Raw genomic sequence first — 15,613 nt, 5'->3', positions numbered from 1 at the left:
GGAACCTATCGCGGCTTGTGGACGTGGGCAGACTGGACGAGGCCGAAGGCGACCATCAGCACCAGCATGGCAGAGCCGCCGTAACTGACAAGGGGCAAGGGCACCCCGACGACCGGGGCCAGCCCCATGACCATGGCCATGTTCACCGCGAAGAACAAAAAGAAGGCCACCGCCACGCCCATGGTCAGAAGCGCCGCGAAACGGTCCTTGTTGGTGACCGCCGATTGCACGCAGAACAGGATGATCAGCGCATACAGGATCAACAGGCCGAAGGCGCCGAGAAAGCCGAATTCCTCGGCCAGCGTGGTGAAGATGAAGTCGGTGTGTTTTTCCGGCAGGAAGTTCAGCCGGCTTTGCGTGCCCTGCATGAAGCCCCGTCCGGTCCAGCCGCCTGAGCCCAAAGCGATTTTCGCTTGCGTGATGTGGTAGCCCGCGCCCAGCGGGTCCTGCGTGGGGTCCAGGAACGTATCGATCCGGCGATACTGGTAGTCCTTGAGGATCTGCCACGCGGTGCCGCGCGACTGGAACACCGCCGTCACGAGCGCGACGACGGCGGCGATGACCGTCGCGAAATAGCCCCAGTGAACGCCGGCCAGAAACATGATCGCGCCGCCGCCCGCGACCATCAGCATCGTCGTCCCAAGGTCCGGTTGTGCCAGCACGAGGTAGGCGGGCGCTGCGATGAACAGCAGCGGCACAAGGATCCAGAACGGGCGGCTGACCTTGTGCAGCGGCAGCCAGTCGTAATAGGCCGCCAAAAGCATGATCAGCGAGATTTTCATCATCTCGGAGGGTTGCAGGTCCATTGGGCCAAGGTCGAGCCAGCGTTGTGAGCCGTTCCTCTCAACCCCGATGAGGTCCACCAGCACCAGCAGCACCAGCGCGATGCCGTAGCTGACCACGGACATGTTGCGCCAGAACCAGATCGGCACCATCGCCATGGCCAGCATGATCACCATACCAAGGCCGAAACGCTGCGCTTGCGCCACCGCCCAGGGCCGCATGGACCCTCCGGCCACCGAATAGAGCATTACAAAACCGAAGGCCGAGACGGCGGTGATCAGGAAGATCAGCGGCCAGTTCAGCGCCAGCAGCTTACGCAGACCGGAGGGGACGGATTTGACCTGATATTCAAGATAGGACATGCGGCGTCAGGCTTCTTCGACGGTCGGGCCGGGCCGGATGTCGCGCAGCATGGTTGCAATGTGTTTCTGCTGCTCCGCGATCCGGCCGCGCACGGCCGACGGATAGGCCTCAAGCGGGGGAGTGCCGTCATAGAGCGCCTGCAGCATCACGTCGCGGGCGATCGGGGCCGCAACGGTCGACCCACCGCCGCCATGTTCCACCACCACCGCGACCGCATATTTCGGATTGTCCGCCGGGGCGAAGGCCACGAAGAGCGCGTGATCCCGGCGGTTCCACGGCAGGTCGGCGTTGCGGGTCACCCCGGCGCGGCGTTCCTCGGCGGTGATGCGGCGCACCTGACTGGTGCCGGTCTTGCCCGCCATCTTGAATTCCTCGACCGCGATGCGCGACCGGTAGGCGGTGCCGCGATTGTTGTTGGAGACGTCGAACATCGCGCGCCGCACCCGGCGCAGGTTGTTTTCGTTCAGCCCGAGGCTCTCGCCCGCGCCCGAGGGCTGTTCGACCCCGCCGATGGAGCGCACCAGACGCGGCTTGACCGAACGTCCGGTGGCGATCCGCGCGGTCATCACCGCCAGTTGCAGCGGCGAGGTCGCCACATAGCCCTGACCGATGCTGGCGTTGACCGTATCGCCGATGCGCCAATCCTCCCCCCGGGCCGCGCGTTTCCACGCCTTGTCGGGCATGATGCCCGACCGGATCGCGGACAGCGGCAAATCGTGCCGCTCGCCCAGTCCCAGCTTGCGGCCCATGGCGGCCATCTTGTCGATGCCCACGCGCTGGGCGATGTCGTAGTAATAGACGTCGCAGGAATGCTTCAGGCTGTCGTTGAGGTTCATGTTGCCGTGTCCGGCCCGTTTCCAGCAGTGGAACCGGACGTCGAACACGTCGATATGCCCGACGCAGCGCACCGTATCGTCCGCCTGAATCACGCCATCCTCAAGCGCGGCAAGGGCGGTGACCATCTTGAAGGTCGAGCCGGGCGGGTAGGTGCCCTGCACCGCCTTGGCCGCCAGTGGTCTGCGGTGCAGCTGGCTGTCGATGTCACGCTCGTTCAGCTCATTCCAGAGGCTGGTCGAGATGCCCTGCACGAAGACGTTGGGATCGAAAGCGGGGGTTGAGGCAAGGCCCTTGATGTCGCCATTGGTCACGTCGATGACGATGGCGGCCGCCGATTCCCCGTCAAGCCGCGCATGCATGTAGTTCTGTAGCCGCGCGTCGATGGTCAGTTGCACATCGGCGCCGGGGATGCCTTCCACGCGGTCCAGTTCGCGCATCACCCGGCCGGCGGCGTTCACCTCGACCCGTTTGGTGCCCGCCGATCCGCGCAGTTCCTGCTCAAGCTGGTTTTCCACCATCGTCTTACCGATCTGGAACCGGGGAATCTGCAACAGCGGGTCCTGATCGTCGATCCGGCTGAGGTCATAATCGCTGACCGGGCCGACGTAGCCGACCACATGGGCCAGATCGGCCCCTTGCGGGTAGTGGCGGCTGCGCCCGTGTTCGGCCACGACGCCGGGCAGGGCGGGGGCGTTCACGGTGACGCGGGCGAGATCCTCCCACGAGATGCGTTCGGCGACGGTCACCGGCACGAAGGCCGAGCGCACCTTGAGTTCTTCGCGCGCCTTTTCGAGCTTTTCGGGGTCAAGGGAGATCAAGCGGCCCAGCCGTGCCAGAACCTCATCCACGTCGCCCGCGCCCTCGCGCGTCATGACGATGGAATAATGCTGCTCATTGTCCGCCAGCACGACGCCGTTGATGTCGTAGATGATCCCGCGCGCGGGGGGTATCAGCCCGATGTTGATGCGGTTTTCCTCGGCCAGCATCCGGTAGGTGTCGGCCTGATCGACCTGCATCGAGCTCATCCGCGCGCCCAGCACCCCGACGATGCCAAGCTGCGCCGTGCCCAGCAGGATCGACCGCCGTGTCAGGCGGCGACTGCTGTCTGCCGTTTCCCGTGGCCCGCGCTTCATAATCTGTGCCCCAATGCGTCAACTTCGCCCGGGGCGGGGCGGCTTACGCCAAACAGGGCATAAGACAGGAACACCGCCGCCGGATAGAGCGCCAATGTAATCATCAGGTGCAGCAAAGTCAGCCCCAGAGGGGGCTGCGGCACCACCGCCAAGGACAGGACAAGGCGATAAACCGCCGAAATGGCGATCACGCCGCCCGCGACGGTCGCCCATTCCAGCATGAACGGCAGCGTCCAAAGGCTGCGCGCACGGCGGCGCAGGGTCTCGGTCAGGATCAGCACCAGCCCGGACCAGAGGCCGGGGGGCCGTTGCAACAGCATGTCCGCCAGAAGATAGACCGCCGCGACGGCCAGCGCCGAAACGAAAGAGGGTCGCCGCACGACCCAGGCCAGCGTCAGCAGCAGCAGCACGTCGGGGCCGATCCAGCGGGCCGGATCGAACAGCACCTCGGTCTCGGTTCCCGCAAGGGCGCGGGGCTGGGTGATTGGCAGCAAAGAGGTGCCCCCAAGGCCGGGCGGCACCGTGTCGAGCGGGATCAGCTGCACGAAAAGGATGAGCAACGCCAGCGCAAGATATGTGATGCGGCCGATGATGCGGCGGCGGGTGACCGAAGTCTCAGCCATCGGTGCTGTCCGCCGTCTCGGTGCCATCCGGCGCGTCGGAGGTCTCGGGCGTCTCGCCCTCGGGGGCGGGGGGCTGCGGCGGGATCATCGGGGCCAGAAGCGTGCCCGCATCCTCGATCCGCGCGGTGGGTTGCGAGCGCAGGACGCGCAGGAACTCGAGCCGTTCCAGATCGGCCGAGAGGCGCGCGCGGAACCGGCCGTCGGTGCCCCGCGCCAGTTGTCCCACCAGCAGGTCCGCCGGAAACACGCCGCCATCGCCCGAGGTCACCACCCGGTCGCCGGGCTTCACAAGGTCGGGGTCCTCGATGAATTCTAGCAGCGGGTTGATCGTGTTGTCGCCGGTCAGGATCGCCCGCTGCCCCGAGGGCTGGATCGACACCGCGATCTGGCTTGAGGTGTCGGTCACAAGGATCACGCGCGAGGTTTCCTGCCCGACGCCGGAGATCCGCCCCACCAGCCCGATCCCGTCCATCGCCGGCCAGCCGTCAAGGATGCCGTCGCGCGCGCCCACGTTGAGCAGCACGGTCTGCCGGAACGGAGAGCCGGAGTCGGCCATCACCACGCCGGTGATCCGGGTCAGTTGCGGGTCCATCTGCACGTTGATCAGATCCCGCAGACGGGCGTTTTCCTGATCCAGCTGGATCGCCGCCTCGCGCCAGCTTTTCATGTCCTGCAATTCCCGCCGCAGATCCACGTTCTGTTGCGCAAGGCGTTGATAAGATTGGAAATCCGCCAGCAGGTTGGCGATGCCGGTCACCGGGGCCATGGCCCAGTCGAAACTGGGCACGACCCGGTCGATGACCATCATGCGGAACCGTTCCACCCGCGGATTGTCGATGCGCCAGATCACGAAGGTCCCCAGCAGGAACAGCACCAGCACGCCGACCAGCAAGCGCCGGACGGGGCTTACGTAATCCTCGCCTGTTTGTCGGTCCCGGGCCACGGTCGTCCCCGCAAACTCTAGCTATCGTAGTCGATAACGTGCCGCAGTTGGCTTTCATATTCCAGCGCTTTGCCGGTGCCGAGCGCCACGCAGTTCAGGCTCTCGTCCGCCACCGAAATGGCAAGGCCTGTCTGCTCGCGCAGGGCCAGATCCAGCTCACCCAGCAGCGCGCCGCCACCGGTCAGCATCACGCCGCGGTCGACGATGTCGGCGGCCAGATCGGGCGGTGTGGCTTCCAGCGCGGTCATCACCGCTTCGCAGATCTGCTGCACCGGTTCGGCCAGCGCCTCGGCCACCTGCGCTTGACTGATCTCGGTCTCTTTCGGGACTCCGTTGAGCAGATCGCGGCCGCGAATGTGCATTGACTGGCCGCGCCCGTCGTCGGGCATCCGCGCGGTCCCGATCGAGGTCTTGATCCGCTCGGCGGTGGCGTCGCCGATCAACAGGTTATGCTGGCGTCGCAAATAGGAGATGATCGCCTCATCCATGCGGTCGCCGCCCACGCGGACCGAACGCGCGTAAACGATATCCCCCAGCGAGAGGACCGCAACCTCGGTCGTGCCGCCGCCGATGTCGACGACCATGTTGCCCGTAGGATCGGTGATCGGCATGCCCGCGCCGATGGCTGCGGCGATCGGTTCGGCGATCAAACCGGCCCGCCGGGCGCCCGCAGACAGCACCGACTGGCGAATCGCCCGTTTTTCCACTGGCGTGGCCCCATGGGGCACACAGACGATGATTTTCGGCTTCGAGAAAGTCGACCGGCGATGCACCTTGCGGATGAAATGCTTGATCATCTCTTCCGCGGTGTCGAAATCGGCGATGACGCCTTCGCGCATGGGGCGGATCGCCTCAATACTACCGGGGGTCCGGCCCAGCATCAGCTTGGCATCCTCACCAACGGCGAGAACCTTTTTTTGTCCGTCCTTCGTATGATAGGCGACGACCGAAGGCTCGGACAGAACCACGCCTTTGCCCTTGACATAAACCAGCGTGTTCGCGGTCCCGAGGTCGATCGCCATATCGGACGAAAATAGATTGCCTAAGCCAAACATCGTAAAAGCCGTTCCCATCGAAATTGGGCCCGCGACTCCCCCATGGGCGCGGACATTGGCGGCTTATATGGCGATGACGCCCTGCGCGAAAGGGGGGCAGCCGGTCCGATGGCGTTATTCCGCCGCGCGGGGGGCCGCGGCGACGGGCGCCGCGGCTGGAACGGGTGGGGCAAACGCTGCGCCAAGACCCGCTATTCGCCCGCATCCGTATAGCGGATTTCCCTGGCATCCGCGCCCGGGCCAGTGCGTTGGCGACGCAGGATCAACCGGTTGAGCGCGTTGATATAGGCCCGCGCCGAAGCGACGACAGTGTCGGTGTCGGCGGATTGACCCGTGGCGATGCGGCCTTCTTCCTCCATCCGGACAGACACCGTCGCCTGAGCGTCGGTGCCCTCGGTCACGGCGTGGACCTGATAGAGTTGCAGGCGCGCGGCGTGGGGGTAGAGTTCCTTGACCGCGTTGAAGGTCGCGTCCACGGGGCCATCGCCGGTGGCCTGAATGGTCTGGTCGGTGCCGCCCACTTCCAGCACCATCGTGGCCTTTTGCGGGCCGGACATGCCGCAGATCACGGTGAGGTCTTTCAGCTTGAGGTGATCGTCGTCGCTGCTGTTCTGGTGTACCAGCGCGATCAGGTCTTCGTCGAACACCTCTTTCTTGCGGTCGGCCAGATCCTTGAACCGGACGAAAATGTCCTTGAGCTCATTGTCGCCCATCTCGAAGCCCAGTTTGCCCAGCTTGTCGCGCAGCGCAGCCCGGCCCGAGTGCTTGCCCAGCGGCAGGGAGGTTCCGGTCAGGCCCACATCCTCGGGTTTCATCACCTCGAAGGTCTCGCGGTTTTTCAACATGCCGTCCTGATGGATGCCGGACTCGTGGGCGAAGGCGTTCTTGCCGACGATGGCCTTGTTGAACTGCACCGGAAAGCCCGAGACGGTGGCGACACGGCGCGAGATATTCATGATCTTCGTGGTGTCGATCTTCGTGTCATAGGGCATGACGTCGTTGCGCACGCGCAGGGCCATCACGACCTCTTCCAGCGCGGTGTTGCCCGCCCGCTCGCCCAGCCCGTTGATCGTGCATTCGATCTGCCGCGCGCCGCCGTTCACAGCGGCGAGGCTGTTGGCCGTCGCCATGCCCAGATCGTTGTGACAATGGGTCGAGAAAATTACCGTCTCGGCGTTCTCGACCTCTTCCAGCAGGCGGCGGATCAGATCGGCGCTTTCGCCCGGTTCGGTGTAGCCCACGGTGTCGGGGATATTGATCGTGGTCGCGCCGGCTTTGATGGCGATGTCCACCGTGCGCTTGAGGAAATCCCATTCGGTGCGGGTGGCATCCATGCTGGACCATTGCACATTGTCGCACAGGTTGCGGGCGTGGGTCACGCAGTCGTGGATGCGTTCGGCCATCTGGTCCATGTCGAGGTTGGGGATCGCCCGGTGCAGGGGCGAGGTGCCGATGAAGGTGTGGATGCGCGGGTTGCCCGCGTGTTTCACGGCCTCCCAACAGCGGTCGATGTCCTTGAAGTTGGCGCGGCTCAGCCCGCAGATCTGCGCGGATTTTGCCCGTTTGGCGATCTCGGCCACGGCGTTGAAGTCGCCTTCGGAAGCGATGGGAAAGCCCGCTTCGATGATGTCCACGCCCATGTCGTCGAGCATTTCGGCGATTTCCAGCTTTTCCGCGTGGGTCATGGTCGCGCCGGGGGATTGCTCGCCGTCGCGCAGCGTCGTGTCGAAGATCAATACATGATCGGTCATGTTTTTAAGTCCTTGTTTTTCCTAAAAGTGTCGGCGCGAAAATCCCCCTGAGCGGTCGCGCCAACCGGCACGCTCAGAGGCGGCTAAGGAGGAGGCCAAGGAGGGCCGGGGTATGGGCGATACGCGTCATGGGGGCGACTATACGGATGCGGGGACGATTGAAAAGGGGGCAGCGCGGGAAATTTTTGCAGCGGGGGCCGCGGCATGGCAGGGGGCGCGGCCCCCGGCCCGGGCCAGAGGCCCGGCCCCCCCCCGAGGTATTTTTGAACCAAAGAAGTAGCGCGGGCCGCGGGATAGGTTAGTGTTGGGGCATGAAGAACGCATTGGTGATTGGCGCTTCGGGCGGGATCGGAGCCGCGCTGGTGGCGGAGTTGCAGGGGCGCGGGTTCGCGGTCACCGGGCTGTCGCGCAGCGCGGATGGGCTGGAAGTGACCGACAAGGCTTCGGTCGAGCGGGTGCTGGGGCGGCTGAGCGGCCCGTTCGAGGTGGTGTTGATCGCGGTCGGCACGCTGGCCGTGGGTGCCACACCGGAGAAGTCGCTGGCGGCGTTGGAGCCGCAGAGGATGCTCGATGTCTATGCGGTGAACGCGGTGGGGCCGGCCTTGGTTCTGGCAGAGGTGGCGCGTTTGTTGCCGCGTGAGGGGCGGGCCCATGTGGGCGTGTTGTCGGCGCGCGTGGGGTCGATCGGGGACAACCGGATCGGCGGTTGGCATTCCTACCGAGCCTCGAAAGCGGCCCTGAACCAGATCGTGCGCGGCGCGGCGATCGAGATCGGGCGCAAGGCGCGCGACGCGGTGGTGGTCAGCCTGCACCCGGGCACGGTCCAGACAGGGTTCACCGCCGATTATGGCAGCTATCGGAAGGTGACAGCACAAGTCGCCGCGCGCAATCTGTGCGACGTCCTGTTGCGTTTGGAGCCGTCGCAATCCGGGCAGTTCTTCGACTATGCCGGAATGCGCGTGGACTGGTGAAGCGCATACGAAAACGGCCGGAGCGATGCTCCGGCCGTTGGTTTGAAAGCGGAAGGATTTAGCCTTCGTATTCAGGCTGTGCTTCCAGCGCTTCCTGCGAGCTTTCGATATAGACGCGCAGGTCCATACCGGCTTCGTCGCGGATGATCTGCAGCTCGTCCATGGGGACGGCGACAGAGTGCTCACCCAGGCCCAGGAAGCCACCGATGTCCAAAACGGCCTGTTCGATCTTGCCGTCTTCGGAGAGGATCAGCTCGGAGACCTCGCCGATGTCTTCATCATTGGCGCCATAGACGTTGGCCCCTGTCAGGTCTTCGGTCGTCAGGTCGTCGTAGGCCACGTCGGCATAGCCTTCACGCTCAACAGCCGGACGGGTCAGGGCCAGACGTTCCATTTCGGCGTCCGCTTCGGCCAGTTCCTGCTCGGTTTCCGCTTCAACGGTTTCCAGCTCGGCTTCGGCCTCGTTCATCTCCGTTTCGACTTCGGCTTCAGCCTCGTTCATCTCGGTTTCGATCTCGGCCTCGGCTTCGTTCATTTCCGACTCGGTCTGGACCTCGAGCTCATTCATCTCGGTCTCGGCCTCTTGTGCGGCGTCGTCCATCTCGTCGTCCATGTCGTCCATGTCATCGTCCATACGGTTGGAGCGATACTCGGGCGCATCCTCAACACCGGCGGCGCTGGCGTTCACGACGAGGAAATAGTCATCCGGGTCGTCTTCACCCTCTTCCATGACGAAACGAAGCTGGTCCATCGCGATGGCGACGTCCTTTTCGCCCATGCCAAGGAAGCCACCGACGCCAACAACGACGTTCTGGACCTGACCGTCACGGGTCAGCACGATTTCGTTGATCTCGCCGATGTCGTCCCATTCCTTTTCACCGTCTTCGGCGATCATGGAGTTGTTCTCGATATCGGCTTCGGAGGCATAGACGCGCTTGCCAATCAGCTCGGACGCGTTGAGGTTCATCGCCTCATCGAAGGTCATTTCAGAAAAGGCGGCTGTGTGGCTCTCTGCGTAAGCGGCAGACGCGGTCAGAGCAATCACTGTAGCGGTGCTTGTCAGTAGGTTCTTCACGGCATTCTCCTTCATTCGTTTGGCAAGGCTGTTGTGCCCTGCTTCACTGTGAAAACACCGAAAAGGCGGATTGGTTCCGGCGGATATTTTTGCAGCAAGCGGGAACAAATCCGCGATACGCGGGAGTCGGATCGCGCCTGCGCTGCCGGTCTAGCCTGCGAGCTGGGTGGGGCTGGTCGAGTCGTAGAAGACGACCCGTGCCCGGCCCGAATGCTTTGCCTGATACATGGCGTCGTCGGCCTGTTTCAGAAGGTCGATAAGGGATTTTCCGGGCAGGTTCATCACGCCGCCCACGGACATGGTGACTTCAAGCGCGCCCTGCGGCTTGCCGTCCGCGTCCGTGATCTGCACGCGGACCGGGCGGCAAATCCGTTTGGCCACGTGCTGTGCGGTCTCAACCATTGTATTCGGCAGCACGACTGCGAACTCTTCTCCGCCCAGACGCCCGACAATGTCGCTGGCCCGAACCGATGTCTGCAGATGTCGGGCCACCTGCTGTAACGTCAGGTCGCCCACGTAATGGCCGTAACGGTCATTGATCGCTTTGAAGTGGTCCAGATCGATCATCAGGGCGGCCACCGGTTGGTCGCCCCCAAGGTGCAGTGCCGCCACTTTGAGGAACTGCGCGCGGTTGCGCAGACCGGTGAGCGCATCGGTTTCCGCCAGACGACGCAGGCGGGATTTCAACCGCCGCTGGACGGACATGATGCTCATCACGAACAAAGAGAAGGGTGCGCCGATGAGGAAGGTCAAAAGCACCTGCGTGTGCAACGTGTCGTCCACGCGGGTGGCGACGGCCTGGGTCACGGTGACATGGGTCGCAGTATAGACAGAGACCAGAATGAAGGATTTCACCAGAAAATTGGTCAGGTTGGTCGGTGCGATCACATCGACAAGTTTTTCCACGTCCGTTCCCCCGTCTGCTGCGTCGGGGTGTTCTGCAAGAAAAACCTGAAAAAGTGGTAAGCGCGGGGGCAGAGGGGGGCGGGCGGTGGTTTGGTGCGACTACTATGCAGATCGGGGAACGGGCCGGCGGCTTTGTGCGTTGGGTCAGGCACACATCACAAAAGGCCGCACCATGTCCCCGATCAAGTCCCTCATCTCCCTTTGCGCTACGCTCCTCGTCACCTCGGCCGCGGCGGAAGAAGTGGGGCGCGTCGGCGTGGACTGGGTCGGGAACGATATCATCGTTGAGGCCATCGACGATCCGGATGTGCAGGGCGTCACCTGTCACATCGCCTATTTCGAGCGCAGCCTGATCGACCGGCTGTCAAACGGCAACTGGTTCGAGGACCCGTCGAACGCCTCGATTGATTGCCGTCAGACCGGACCGATCGTCATCGGCGACATCGATCGTTCGGACGACGGGGAAACGGTGTTCCGAGAGGGGCGGTCGATCGTGTTCAAATCCCTGCGGCTGACGCGCATTCTGGACGAGGACAATCAGGTGCTGATCTATCTGAGCCACGCGAACGAGCTCAGCCAAGGGTCGGCCAAGATGTCGATCTCAACGATTCCGCTTTATGACACGCAGGCGGTGCAGAATTAATTGTCCGCGCCCGCGTCTGCGTCAGGTGCTGCGTCGTCCGTTTCCACGCCCTCACCGGGGGTCGGGGTGGCCTCTGGCGCGTCGGCAGGCTCGGGGGTGACGGTGTCCGATCCGGGGGTGGCGGTGCCGCGCGTCACTAACGCGCCGTCTTGCCATTCGCCTTCGGCCACCTGTCCCGAATCCGCATAGGTCATCGTGCCTTCGCCCTGCCGCCGGCCTGAGCGGAACATGCCCGAATAAACATCTCCGTTGCTGTAGGTCGCCACGCCGACGCCGGAAATCTCGCCCATGTCCCATTCGCCTTCATAGGTGAAGCCGTCGGCCATGGTGATCTTGCCGGTGCCGTGACGTTGGCCGTTGCGGAACTCCCCCTCATAAACCGTGCCATCGGCATAGGTGGCGACGCCGAAACCTTCCCGCTGGCCGTTTTCCCATGCGCCTTCATAGGTGTAGCCGTCCGCATAGCGCATGATGCCCTGACCGTGGTTCTTGGCGTTCTTGAACTCGCCTTCATAAACCAGCCCGTTGGCATAGGTCGCGACGCCGGTGCCGTTGATCACGCCGGCCTCCCACTCGCCTTCATAGGTGGAGCCGTCGGGATAGGTGATCTTGCCGGTGCCGTGGGCCAGATCGTCCTTGAAGGTGCCCACATAGACCGAGCCATCGGGATAGGTCACTTCCCCCTCACCCTGCATCATGCCTTCGGACCAGTCGCCCACGTAGCGATAGCCGTCCGCGCCGGTGAACGTGCCCTCGCCGTGGCGCAGGTCGTTGTCGAAGGTGCCCTCATAAACGTCGCCATTGGCATAGGTGACGGTGCCCGCGCCCTGACGCTTGCCCGCGACAAGATCGCCTTCGTAGATGTCGCCGTTGGGCTGGATCAGCCGGCCGCGCCCCTCGATCTGGCCGTCCTTCCACGTGCCTTCATAAACCAGACCGTCAGGCATGGTCAGGGTGCCGAGGCCCTCACGCTCGCCATCCGCAAGCGTCCCCTCATAGACCGCGCCATCGGGGTAGGTGACTTTGCCTTCGCCTTCCTTGACGCCATTGACCCACGGGCCTTCGTAAACATAGCCCCCGGGCGAGCGCATGGTGCCTTGGCCGTGGTGCATCGCGTTGCGGAAGTCGCCTTCATAGACCACGCCGTTGGCGTAGCGCGCGATGCCGCGTCCGGTGATCTTGCCGTCGGTCCAGTCGCCTTCGTAGGTGCCGCCGTCCGCGAAGTTGATCACGCCGAAGCCTTCGGGCTTGCCCGCCGCGAACTGGCCTTCATAGATCGAACCGTTGGGGAACTGCGCCGTGCCCTGACCGCGGATTTCCCCCTCGAACCATTCGCCTTCATAGCGGTAGCCGTTGGGCAGCGTGTAGATGCCGCGCCCGTGCTGCAATCCGTTCAGGAACTGCCCTTCGTAGATGCCGCCGTCGTCGTACTGTTTGGTCTGGACCGATTGCGCCAGCGCGGGCGTGGCGAGCATCAGGGCGGCGATCAGGTGCGGTGTCAGGCGCATCATTAGGGGCGGCTCTTTCTTGGTAAGGTTTCGGGGCACGATACGGGGAAGGCGGGGGTAGGGCAACGGCGCTTTGCGCGCTTCGGCTTCCCCTTGCCACCGTTGGGCTTTAGATGGGGGGCAAAGGCATGAAAGGCACCGCTATGAGCACCCGATTCCGTCTGACGATGGCGCAGCTGAACCCCACCGTGGGCGACATCGCCGGCAATGCCGAAAAGGCGCGGATCGCGTGGGAACAGGGCCGCGACGCCGGGGCCGATCTGGTGATGCTGCCCGAGATGTTTCTGGTGGGCTATCAAACGCAGGACCTTGTCACCAAGCCGGTGTTCGAACAGGACGCCATGGCCGAGCTTGAGGTGCTGGCCGCCGCCTGCGCCGACGGGCCGATGCTGGCCATCGGCGGCCCGCTGCGGGAAGAGACGCGGTTGCACAACGCCTATTTCATCCTCAAGGGCGGCAAGATCCACGCGATCACCCGCAAGTTTTTCCTGCCCAATTTCAACGTCTTCGACGAAGTGCGCCTGTTCAAGCGCGCGGATATGCAGGGCCCCTGGGACGCGGGCCCGCTGCGCATCGGCACCCCGATTTGTGAGGATGCCTGGTATCCCGACGTGCCCGAAGCCATGGTCGAAAGCGGGGCCGAGCTGCTTTTGGTGCCCAATGGCTCGCCCTATTTCCGCGACAAACATCAGCTTCGCCTGAACACGATGATTTCGCGCGTGGTCGAGTGTGAGGTGCCGCTGGTCTATCTCAACATGGTCGGCGGGCAGGACGATCAGGTGTTCGACGGCGGTTCCTTCGTGCTCAACCCGGGCGGGGCGCTGGCGGTGCAGCTTCCATGGTTCGAAGAGGCTGTCGTCCACGTCGATTTCACCCACGAGGGCGACGGATGGGTCGCGCAAGAGGGCGCGCGCGCGCTTGAGCCGGACACGCTCGAGACCGATTATGCGGCCATGACGCTCGCCCTGCGGGATTACATGGGCAAGACGGGGTTCAAAAAGGCGCTGCTGGGCCTGTCCGGCGGGGTGGATTCGGCCATCGTCGCGGCGATTGCCGCAGATGCGCTGGGGCCGGAGAACGTGCGCTGCGTGATGCTGCCGTCCGAATATACCTCGGAAGCATCGCTCACCGATGCCAAGGACGCCGCCGCCGCGTTGGGCGTGACCTATGACATCGTGCCTATTGGCAAGGTGCGCGACGCAGTGACCGACACGCTCGCCCCCTTGTTCGCGGGGCTGGAAGAGGGGCTGACCGAGGAGAACATCCAGAGCCGCATCCGAGGGCTATTGCTCATGGCGCAGTCCAACAAGTTCGGAGAGATGCTTCTGACCACGGGCAACAAGTCCGAGGTCGCGGTGGGCTATGCCACGATTTATGGCGACATGGCGGGGGGCTATAATCCGATCAAGGACCTTTATAAAACGCGGGTGTTCGACATCTGCCGCTGGCGCAATGCCCATCACCGCCCGTGGATGAAGGCCCCCCAGGGTGAGGTGATCCCCACCGCGATCATCGACAAGCCCCCCTCGGCCGAGTTGCGCGACGACCAGAAGGACAGCGACAGCCTGCCGGAATACGAGGTTCTCGACGGGATCCTGACGATGCTGGTGGACGGCGAGGCCAGCGTCGCGGAATGCGTCGCCGCAGGATATGATCGCGAGACGGTGAAGCGGGTCGAACACCTGCTTTATATCAGCGAATACAAACGGTTTCAGTCCGCCCCCGGGCCGCGCCTGTCGATGAAGTCCTTCTGGCTTGACCGGCGCTACCCCATCGTGAACCGCTACCGCGACGACGGATAGGGCCGCGCGGCGGGGGGCGTCACGGGTTGCGCACGGTGCCGTTATAATTTGGTCATAGATCTCTGCCAGTCTGGGCGCGCCCTGTCAGGATGCGCCATGGACCCGATTGCCCTTTTCCCAGACACCGGAATGCTCAGGCGCTATGCCGTGGCCGGCCTGCTGTGCCTGTGCGGTGCGGTGCTGTCTTGGAGCATCGGCAACGGGAGTCTTTGGGGGGCGGTGGTGTCCGGCCTCACCGGTCTCATGCTTCTGGGACCGGTTGCGCGGGTGATCTGGTGGCCCCGCGCCAGCTTTGCAGCGGGGGCGCAGGGCTTCAGTGTGATGGGGCACGGTCCGACTTCTTGGCCCTCGTACTCGGGGGCCGAGGTGCAGCGGGTCCACTGCGGGCCGGTCCCTGTGACCGCTTGGATTGTGGTGCAGGTTCGAAGCAAGGGGCAGGTGCGCAGGCTGCATATTCTGCCTTGGCGGCTGAGCGCGCGGGCCGATGTCATGGCAGACCGGATGAACGCCTATGCCCGCTATGCGCAACGGGCCGAAGACCTCGCCGTGGCCTTCTCCGCCCCTGCTGCGCACGACTCCGTCAGCGACCTGGATTCCGCACTGGCGGCACGACTCTAGGGTGGGCGTGACGGGTGACAGAAAGTTACCCGAAATCAGCTCGTTACATTAAGATTGTTCTGTTTGGCAGAGGTTGGCCGATGGACAGCGCGCCGTCGGGCGGGTTCCTGCCGAAACGGAAAAACACGCGGGAACGGAAGGCCCCGCACCCCGTTTGTCCCCCAGCGGTCGGGCAGTGATGCAGACGCATCTGCCTGCGACCAGACAAGAAGGAGACGATCATGAAACTGACTAAAATGTTCCTGACGAGTGCCCTTATCGGCGGTATCGCCGCCCCCGCCTTTGCCGCGACCGAGGGGTCGACCTCAACCGCGTTGAACCTGCGCACGGGCCCGAGCGAGTTCACGGAATCGCAGATGGTTCTGGACGCCAATGCCAGCGTGTCGATCGAAGGCTGCCTTGAAGACCTGACATGGTGCAAGGTGACGGCCGATGACAACACCGGTTGGGTGTCCGGCGACTACCTCACCGTGGGTGAGGATGCACAGGCCGTGGCCGCCCTGAACGCCGACGGCACCGAAAAGGGGCCTTGTTGCATGGATCGAATTTGAGACGAAATCGCCCCTTTCCCCGGCGACATCACGACACGCGCTGAAATTCCG

14 protein-coding genes are annotated in these 15,613 nt (G+C 63.9%); 5 read left to right on the top strand and 9 right to left on the bottom strand.

What is annotated here, in order from left to right:
- Positions 1–5 precede the first annotated feature (5 nt).
- The 6 genes from rodA to DC363_RS16165 form a co-directional block, all read right to left on the bottom strand.
- Entirely contained in the window at positions 6–1,145 is a 1,140-nt protein-coding gene (rodA, locus tag DC363_RS16190) for a rod shape-determining protein RodA (protein ID WP_108642204.1), read from the bottom strand.
- Positions 1,146–1,151: 6 nt separating this feature from the next.
- Positions 1,152–3,116, bottom strand: a complete 1,965-nt coding sequence (mrdA, locus tag DC363_RS16185) for a penicillin-binding protein 2 (RefSeq protein WP_108642203.1) — start codon at positions 3,114–3,116, stop codon at positions 1,152–1,154.
- The gene (locus tag DC363_RS16180; protein ID WP_108642202.1) at positions 3,113–3,739 is read right to left on the bottom strand and encodes a hypothetical protein; all 627 of its coding nucleotides are present in this window, start codon (positions 3,737–3,739) and stop codon (positions 3,113–3,115) included. The genes mrdA and DC363_RS16180 overlap by 4 nt, the downstream gene beginning before the upstream one ends.
- Positions 3,732–4,682, bottom strand: a complete 951-nt coding sequence (gene mreC / locus DC363_RS16175; RefSeq protein WP_108642201.1) for a rod shape-determining protein MreC — start codon at positions 4,680–4,682, stop codon at positions 3,732–3,734. Before mreC ends, DC363_RS16180 begins: the two co-directional genes overlap by 8 nt.
- A gap of 17 nt (positions 4,683–4,699) precedes the next feature.
- Positions 4,700–5,737 carry a rod shape-determining protein gene (locus tag DC363_RS16170; protein ID WP_108642200.1) on the bottom strand — a complete coding sequence of 346 codons (1,038 nt, stop codon included), beginning with the start codon at positions 5,735–5,737 and terminating at the stop codon, positions 4,700–4,702.
- Positions 5,738–5,928: 191 nt separating this feature from the next.
- Positions 5,929–7,488, bottom strand: coding sequence for a 2-isopropylmalate synthase (locus DC363_RS16165; RefSeq protein WP_108642199.1), 1,560 nt, complete (start codon positions 7,486–7,488; stop codon positions 5,929–5,931).
- 311 nt (positions 7,489–7,799) lie between these two features.
- On the opposite strand from DC363_RS16165, the gene DC363_RS16160 reads away from it, so the two are divergent.
- Entirely contained in the window at positions 7,800–8,459 is a 660-nt protein-coding gene (locus tag DC363_RS16160; RefSeq protein WP_108642198.1) for an SDR family NAD(P)-dependent oxidoreductase, read from the top strand.
- A gap of 58 nt (positions 8,460–8,517) precedes the next feature.
- Here DC363_RS16160 and DC363_RS16155 read toward each other — a convergent pair whose 3' ends face one another.
- Both DC363_RS16155 and DC363_RS16150 read right to left on the bottom strand, forming a co-directional pair.
- On the bottom strand, positions 8,518–9,534 hold the full coding sequence (locus DC363_RS16155; protein WP_108642226.1) for a PRC-barrel domain-containing protein: 1,017 nt from the start codon (positions 9,532–9,534) through the stop codon (positions 8,518–8,520).
- Between the two features lie 150 nt (positions 9,535–9,684).
- Positions 9,685–10,440: a GGDEF domain-containing protein gene (locus DC363_RS16150; protein WP_108642197.1), complete on the bottom strand. Its 756-nt coding sequence runs from the start codon at positions 10,438–10,440 to the stop codon at positions 9,685–9,687.
- A gap of 172 nt (positions 10,441–10,612) precedes the next feature.
- Between DC363_RS16150 and DC363_RS16145 the strand changes: the two genes are divergently transcribed.
- Complete coding sequence (locus DC363_RS16145; RefSeq protein ID WP_108642196.1) at positions 10,613–11,083, top strand: CreA family protein; 471 nt, start codon at positions 10,613–10,615, stop codon at positions 11,081–11,083.
- Here DC363_RS16145 and DC363_RS16140 read toward each other — a convergent pair.
- Positions 11,080–12,594 carry an MORN repeat-containing protein gene (locus DC363_RS16140; protein ID WP_108642195.1) on the bottom strand — a complete coding sequence of 505 codons (1,515 nt, stop codon included), beginning with the start codon at positions 12,592–12,594 and terminating at the stop codon, positions 11,080–11,082. The two genes, DC363_RS16145 and DC363_RS16140, sit on opposite strands and share 4 nt — an antisense overlap.
- A gap of 140 nt (positions 12,595–12,734) precedes the next feature.
- Here DC363_RS16140 and DC363_RS16135 point away from each other — a divergent pair, with 140 nt between their 5' ends.
- The 3 genes from DC363_RS16135 to DC363_RS16125 all read left to right on the top strand — a co-directional run bounded on the left by DC363_RS16135 (position 12,735) and on the right by DC363_RS16125 (position 15,562).
- Positions 12,735–14,393, top strand: a complete 1,659-nt coding sequence (locus DC363_RS16135) for an NAD+ synthase (RefSeq protein WP_108642194.1) — start codon at positions 12,735–12,737, stop codon at positions 14,391–14,393.
- Positions 14,394–14,489: 96 nt separating this feature from the next.
- Positions 14,490–15,011: a hypothetical protein gene (locus DC363_RS16130; RefSeq protein WP_108642193.1), complete on the top strand. Its 522-nt coding sequence runs from the start codon at positions 14,490–14,492 to the stop codon at positions 15,009–15,011.
- A 221-nt stretch (positions 15,012–15,232) separates the two neighbouring features.
- Positions 15,233–15,562, top strand: coding sequence for an SH3 domain-containing protein (locus DC363_RS16125; RefSeq protein ID WP_108642192.1), 330 nt, complete (start codon positions 15,233–15,235; stop codon positions 15,560–15,562).
- The last annotated feature ends 51 nt before the right edge of the window (positions 15,563–15,613 follow it).

The sequence above is a fragment of the Thalassorhabdomicrobium marinisediminis genome (genome assembly GCF_003072065.1).
Taxonomy (GTDB): Bacteria; Pseudomonadota; Alphaproteobacteria; order Rhodobacterales; family Rhodobacteraceae; genus Octadecabacter; species Octadecabacter marinisediminis.
Note: the sequence above shows the minus strand (reverse complement) of the source record. Positions and strands in the feature narration are given on the sequence as shown.

What these genes read in the sequence shown, in the direction of transcription:
- rodA (WP_108642204.1), bottom strand. Translation starts at nt 1,145, where the DNA reads ATGTCCTATCTTGAATATCAGGTCAAATCCGTCCCCTCCGGTCTGCGT.
- mrdA (WP_108642203.1), bottom strand. Translation starts at nt 3,116, where the DNA reads ATGAAGCGCGGGCCACGGGAAACGGCAGACAGCAGTCGCCGCCTGACA.
- DC363_RS16180 (WP_108642202.1), bottom strand. Translation starts at nt 3,739, where the DNA reads ATGGCTGAGACTTCGGTCACCCGCCGCCGCATCATCGGCCGCATCACA.
- DC363_RS16170 (WP_108642200.1), bottom strand. Translation starts at nt 5,737, where the DNA reads ATGTTTGGCTTAGGCAATCTATTTTCGTCCGATATGGCGATCGACCTC.
- DC363_RS16165 (WP_108642199.1), bottom strand. Translation starts at nt 7,488, where the DNA reads ATGACCGATCATGTATTGATCTTCGACACGACGCTGCGCGACGGCGAG.
- DC363_RS16160 (WP_108642198.1), top strand. Translation starts at nt 7,800, where the DNA reads ATGAAGAACGCATTGGTGATTGGCGCTTCGGGCGGGATCGGAGCCGCG.
- DC363_RS16145 (WP_108642196.1), top strand. Translation starts at nt 10,613, where the DNA reads ATGTCCCCGATCAAGTCCCTCATCTCCCTTTGCGCTACGCTCCTCGTC.
- DC363_RS16140 (WP_108642195.1), bottom strand. Translation starts at nt 12,594, where the DNA reads ATGATGCGCCTGACACCGCACCTGATCGCCGCCCTGATGCTCGCCACG.
- DC363_RS16135 (WP_108642194.1), top strand. Translation starts at nt 12,735, where the DNA reads ATGAGCACCCGATTCCGTCTGACGATGGCGCAGCTGAACCCCACCGTG.
- DC363_RS16130 (WP_108642193.1), top strand. Translation starts at nt 14,490, where the DNA reads ATGGACCCGATTGCCCTTTTCCCAGACACCGGAATGCTCAGGCGCTAT.
- DC363_RS16125 (WP_108642192.1), top strand. Translation starts at nt 15,233, where the DNA reads ATGAAACTGACTAAAATGTTCCTGACGAGTGCCCTTATCGGCGGTATC.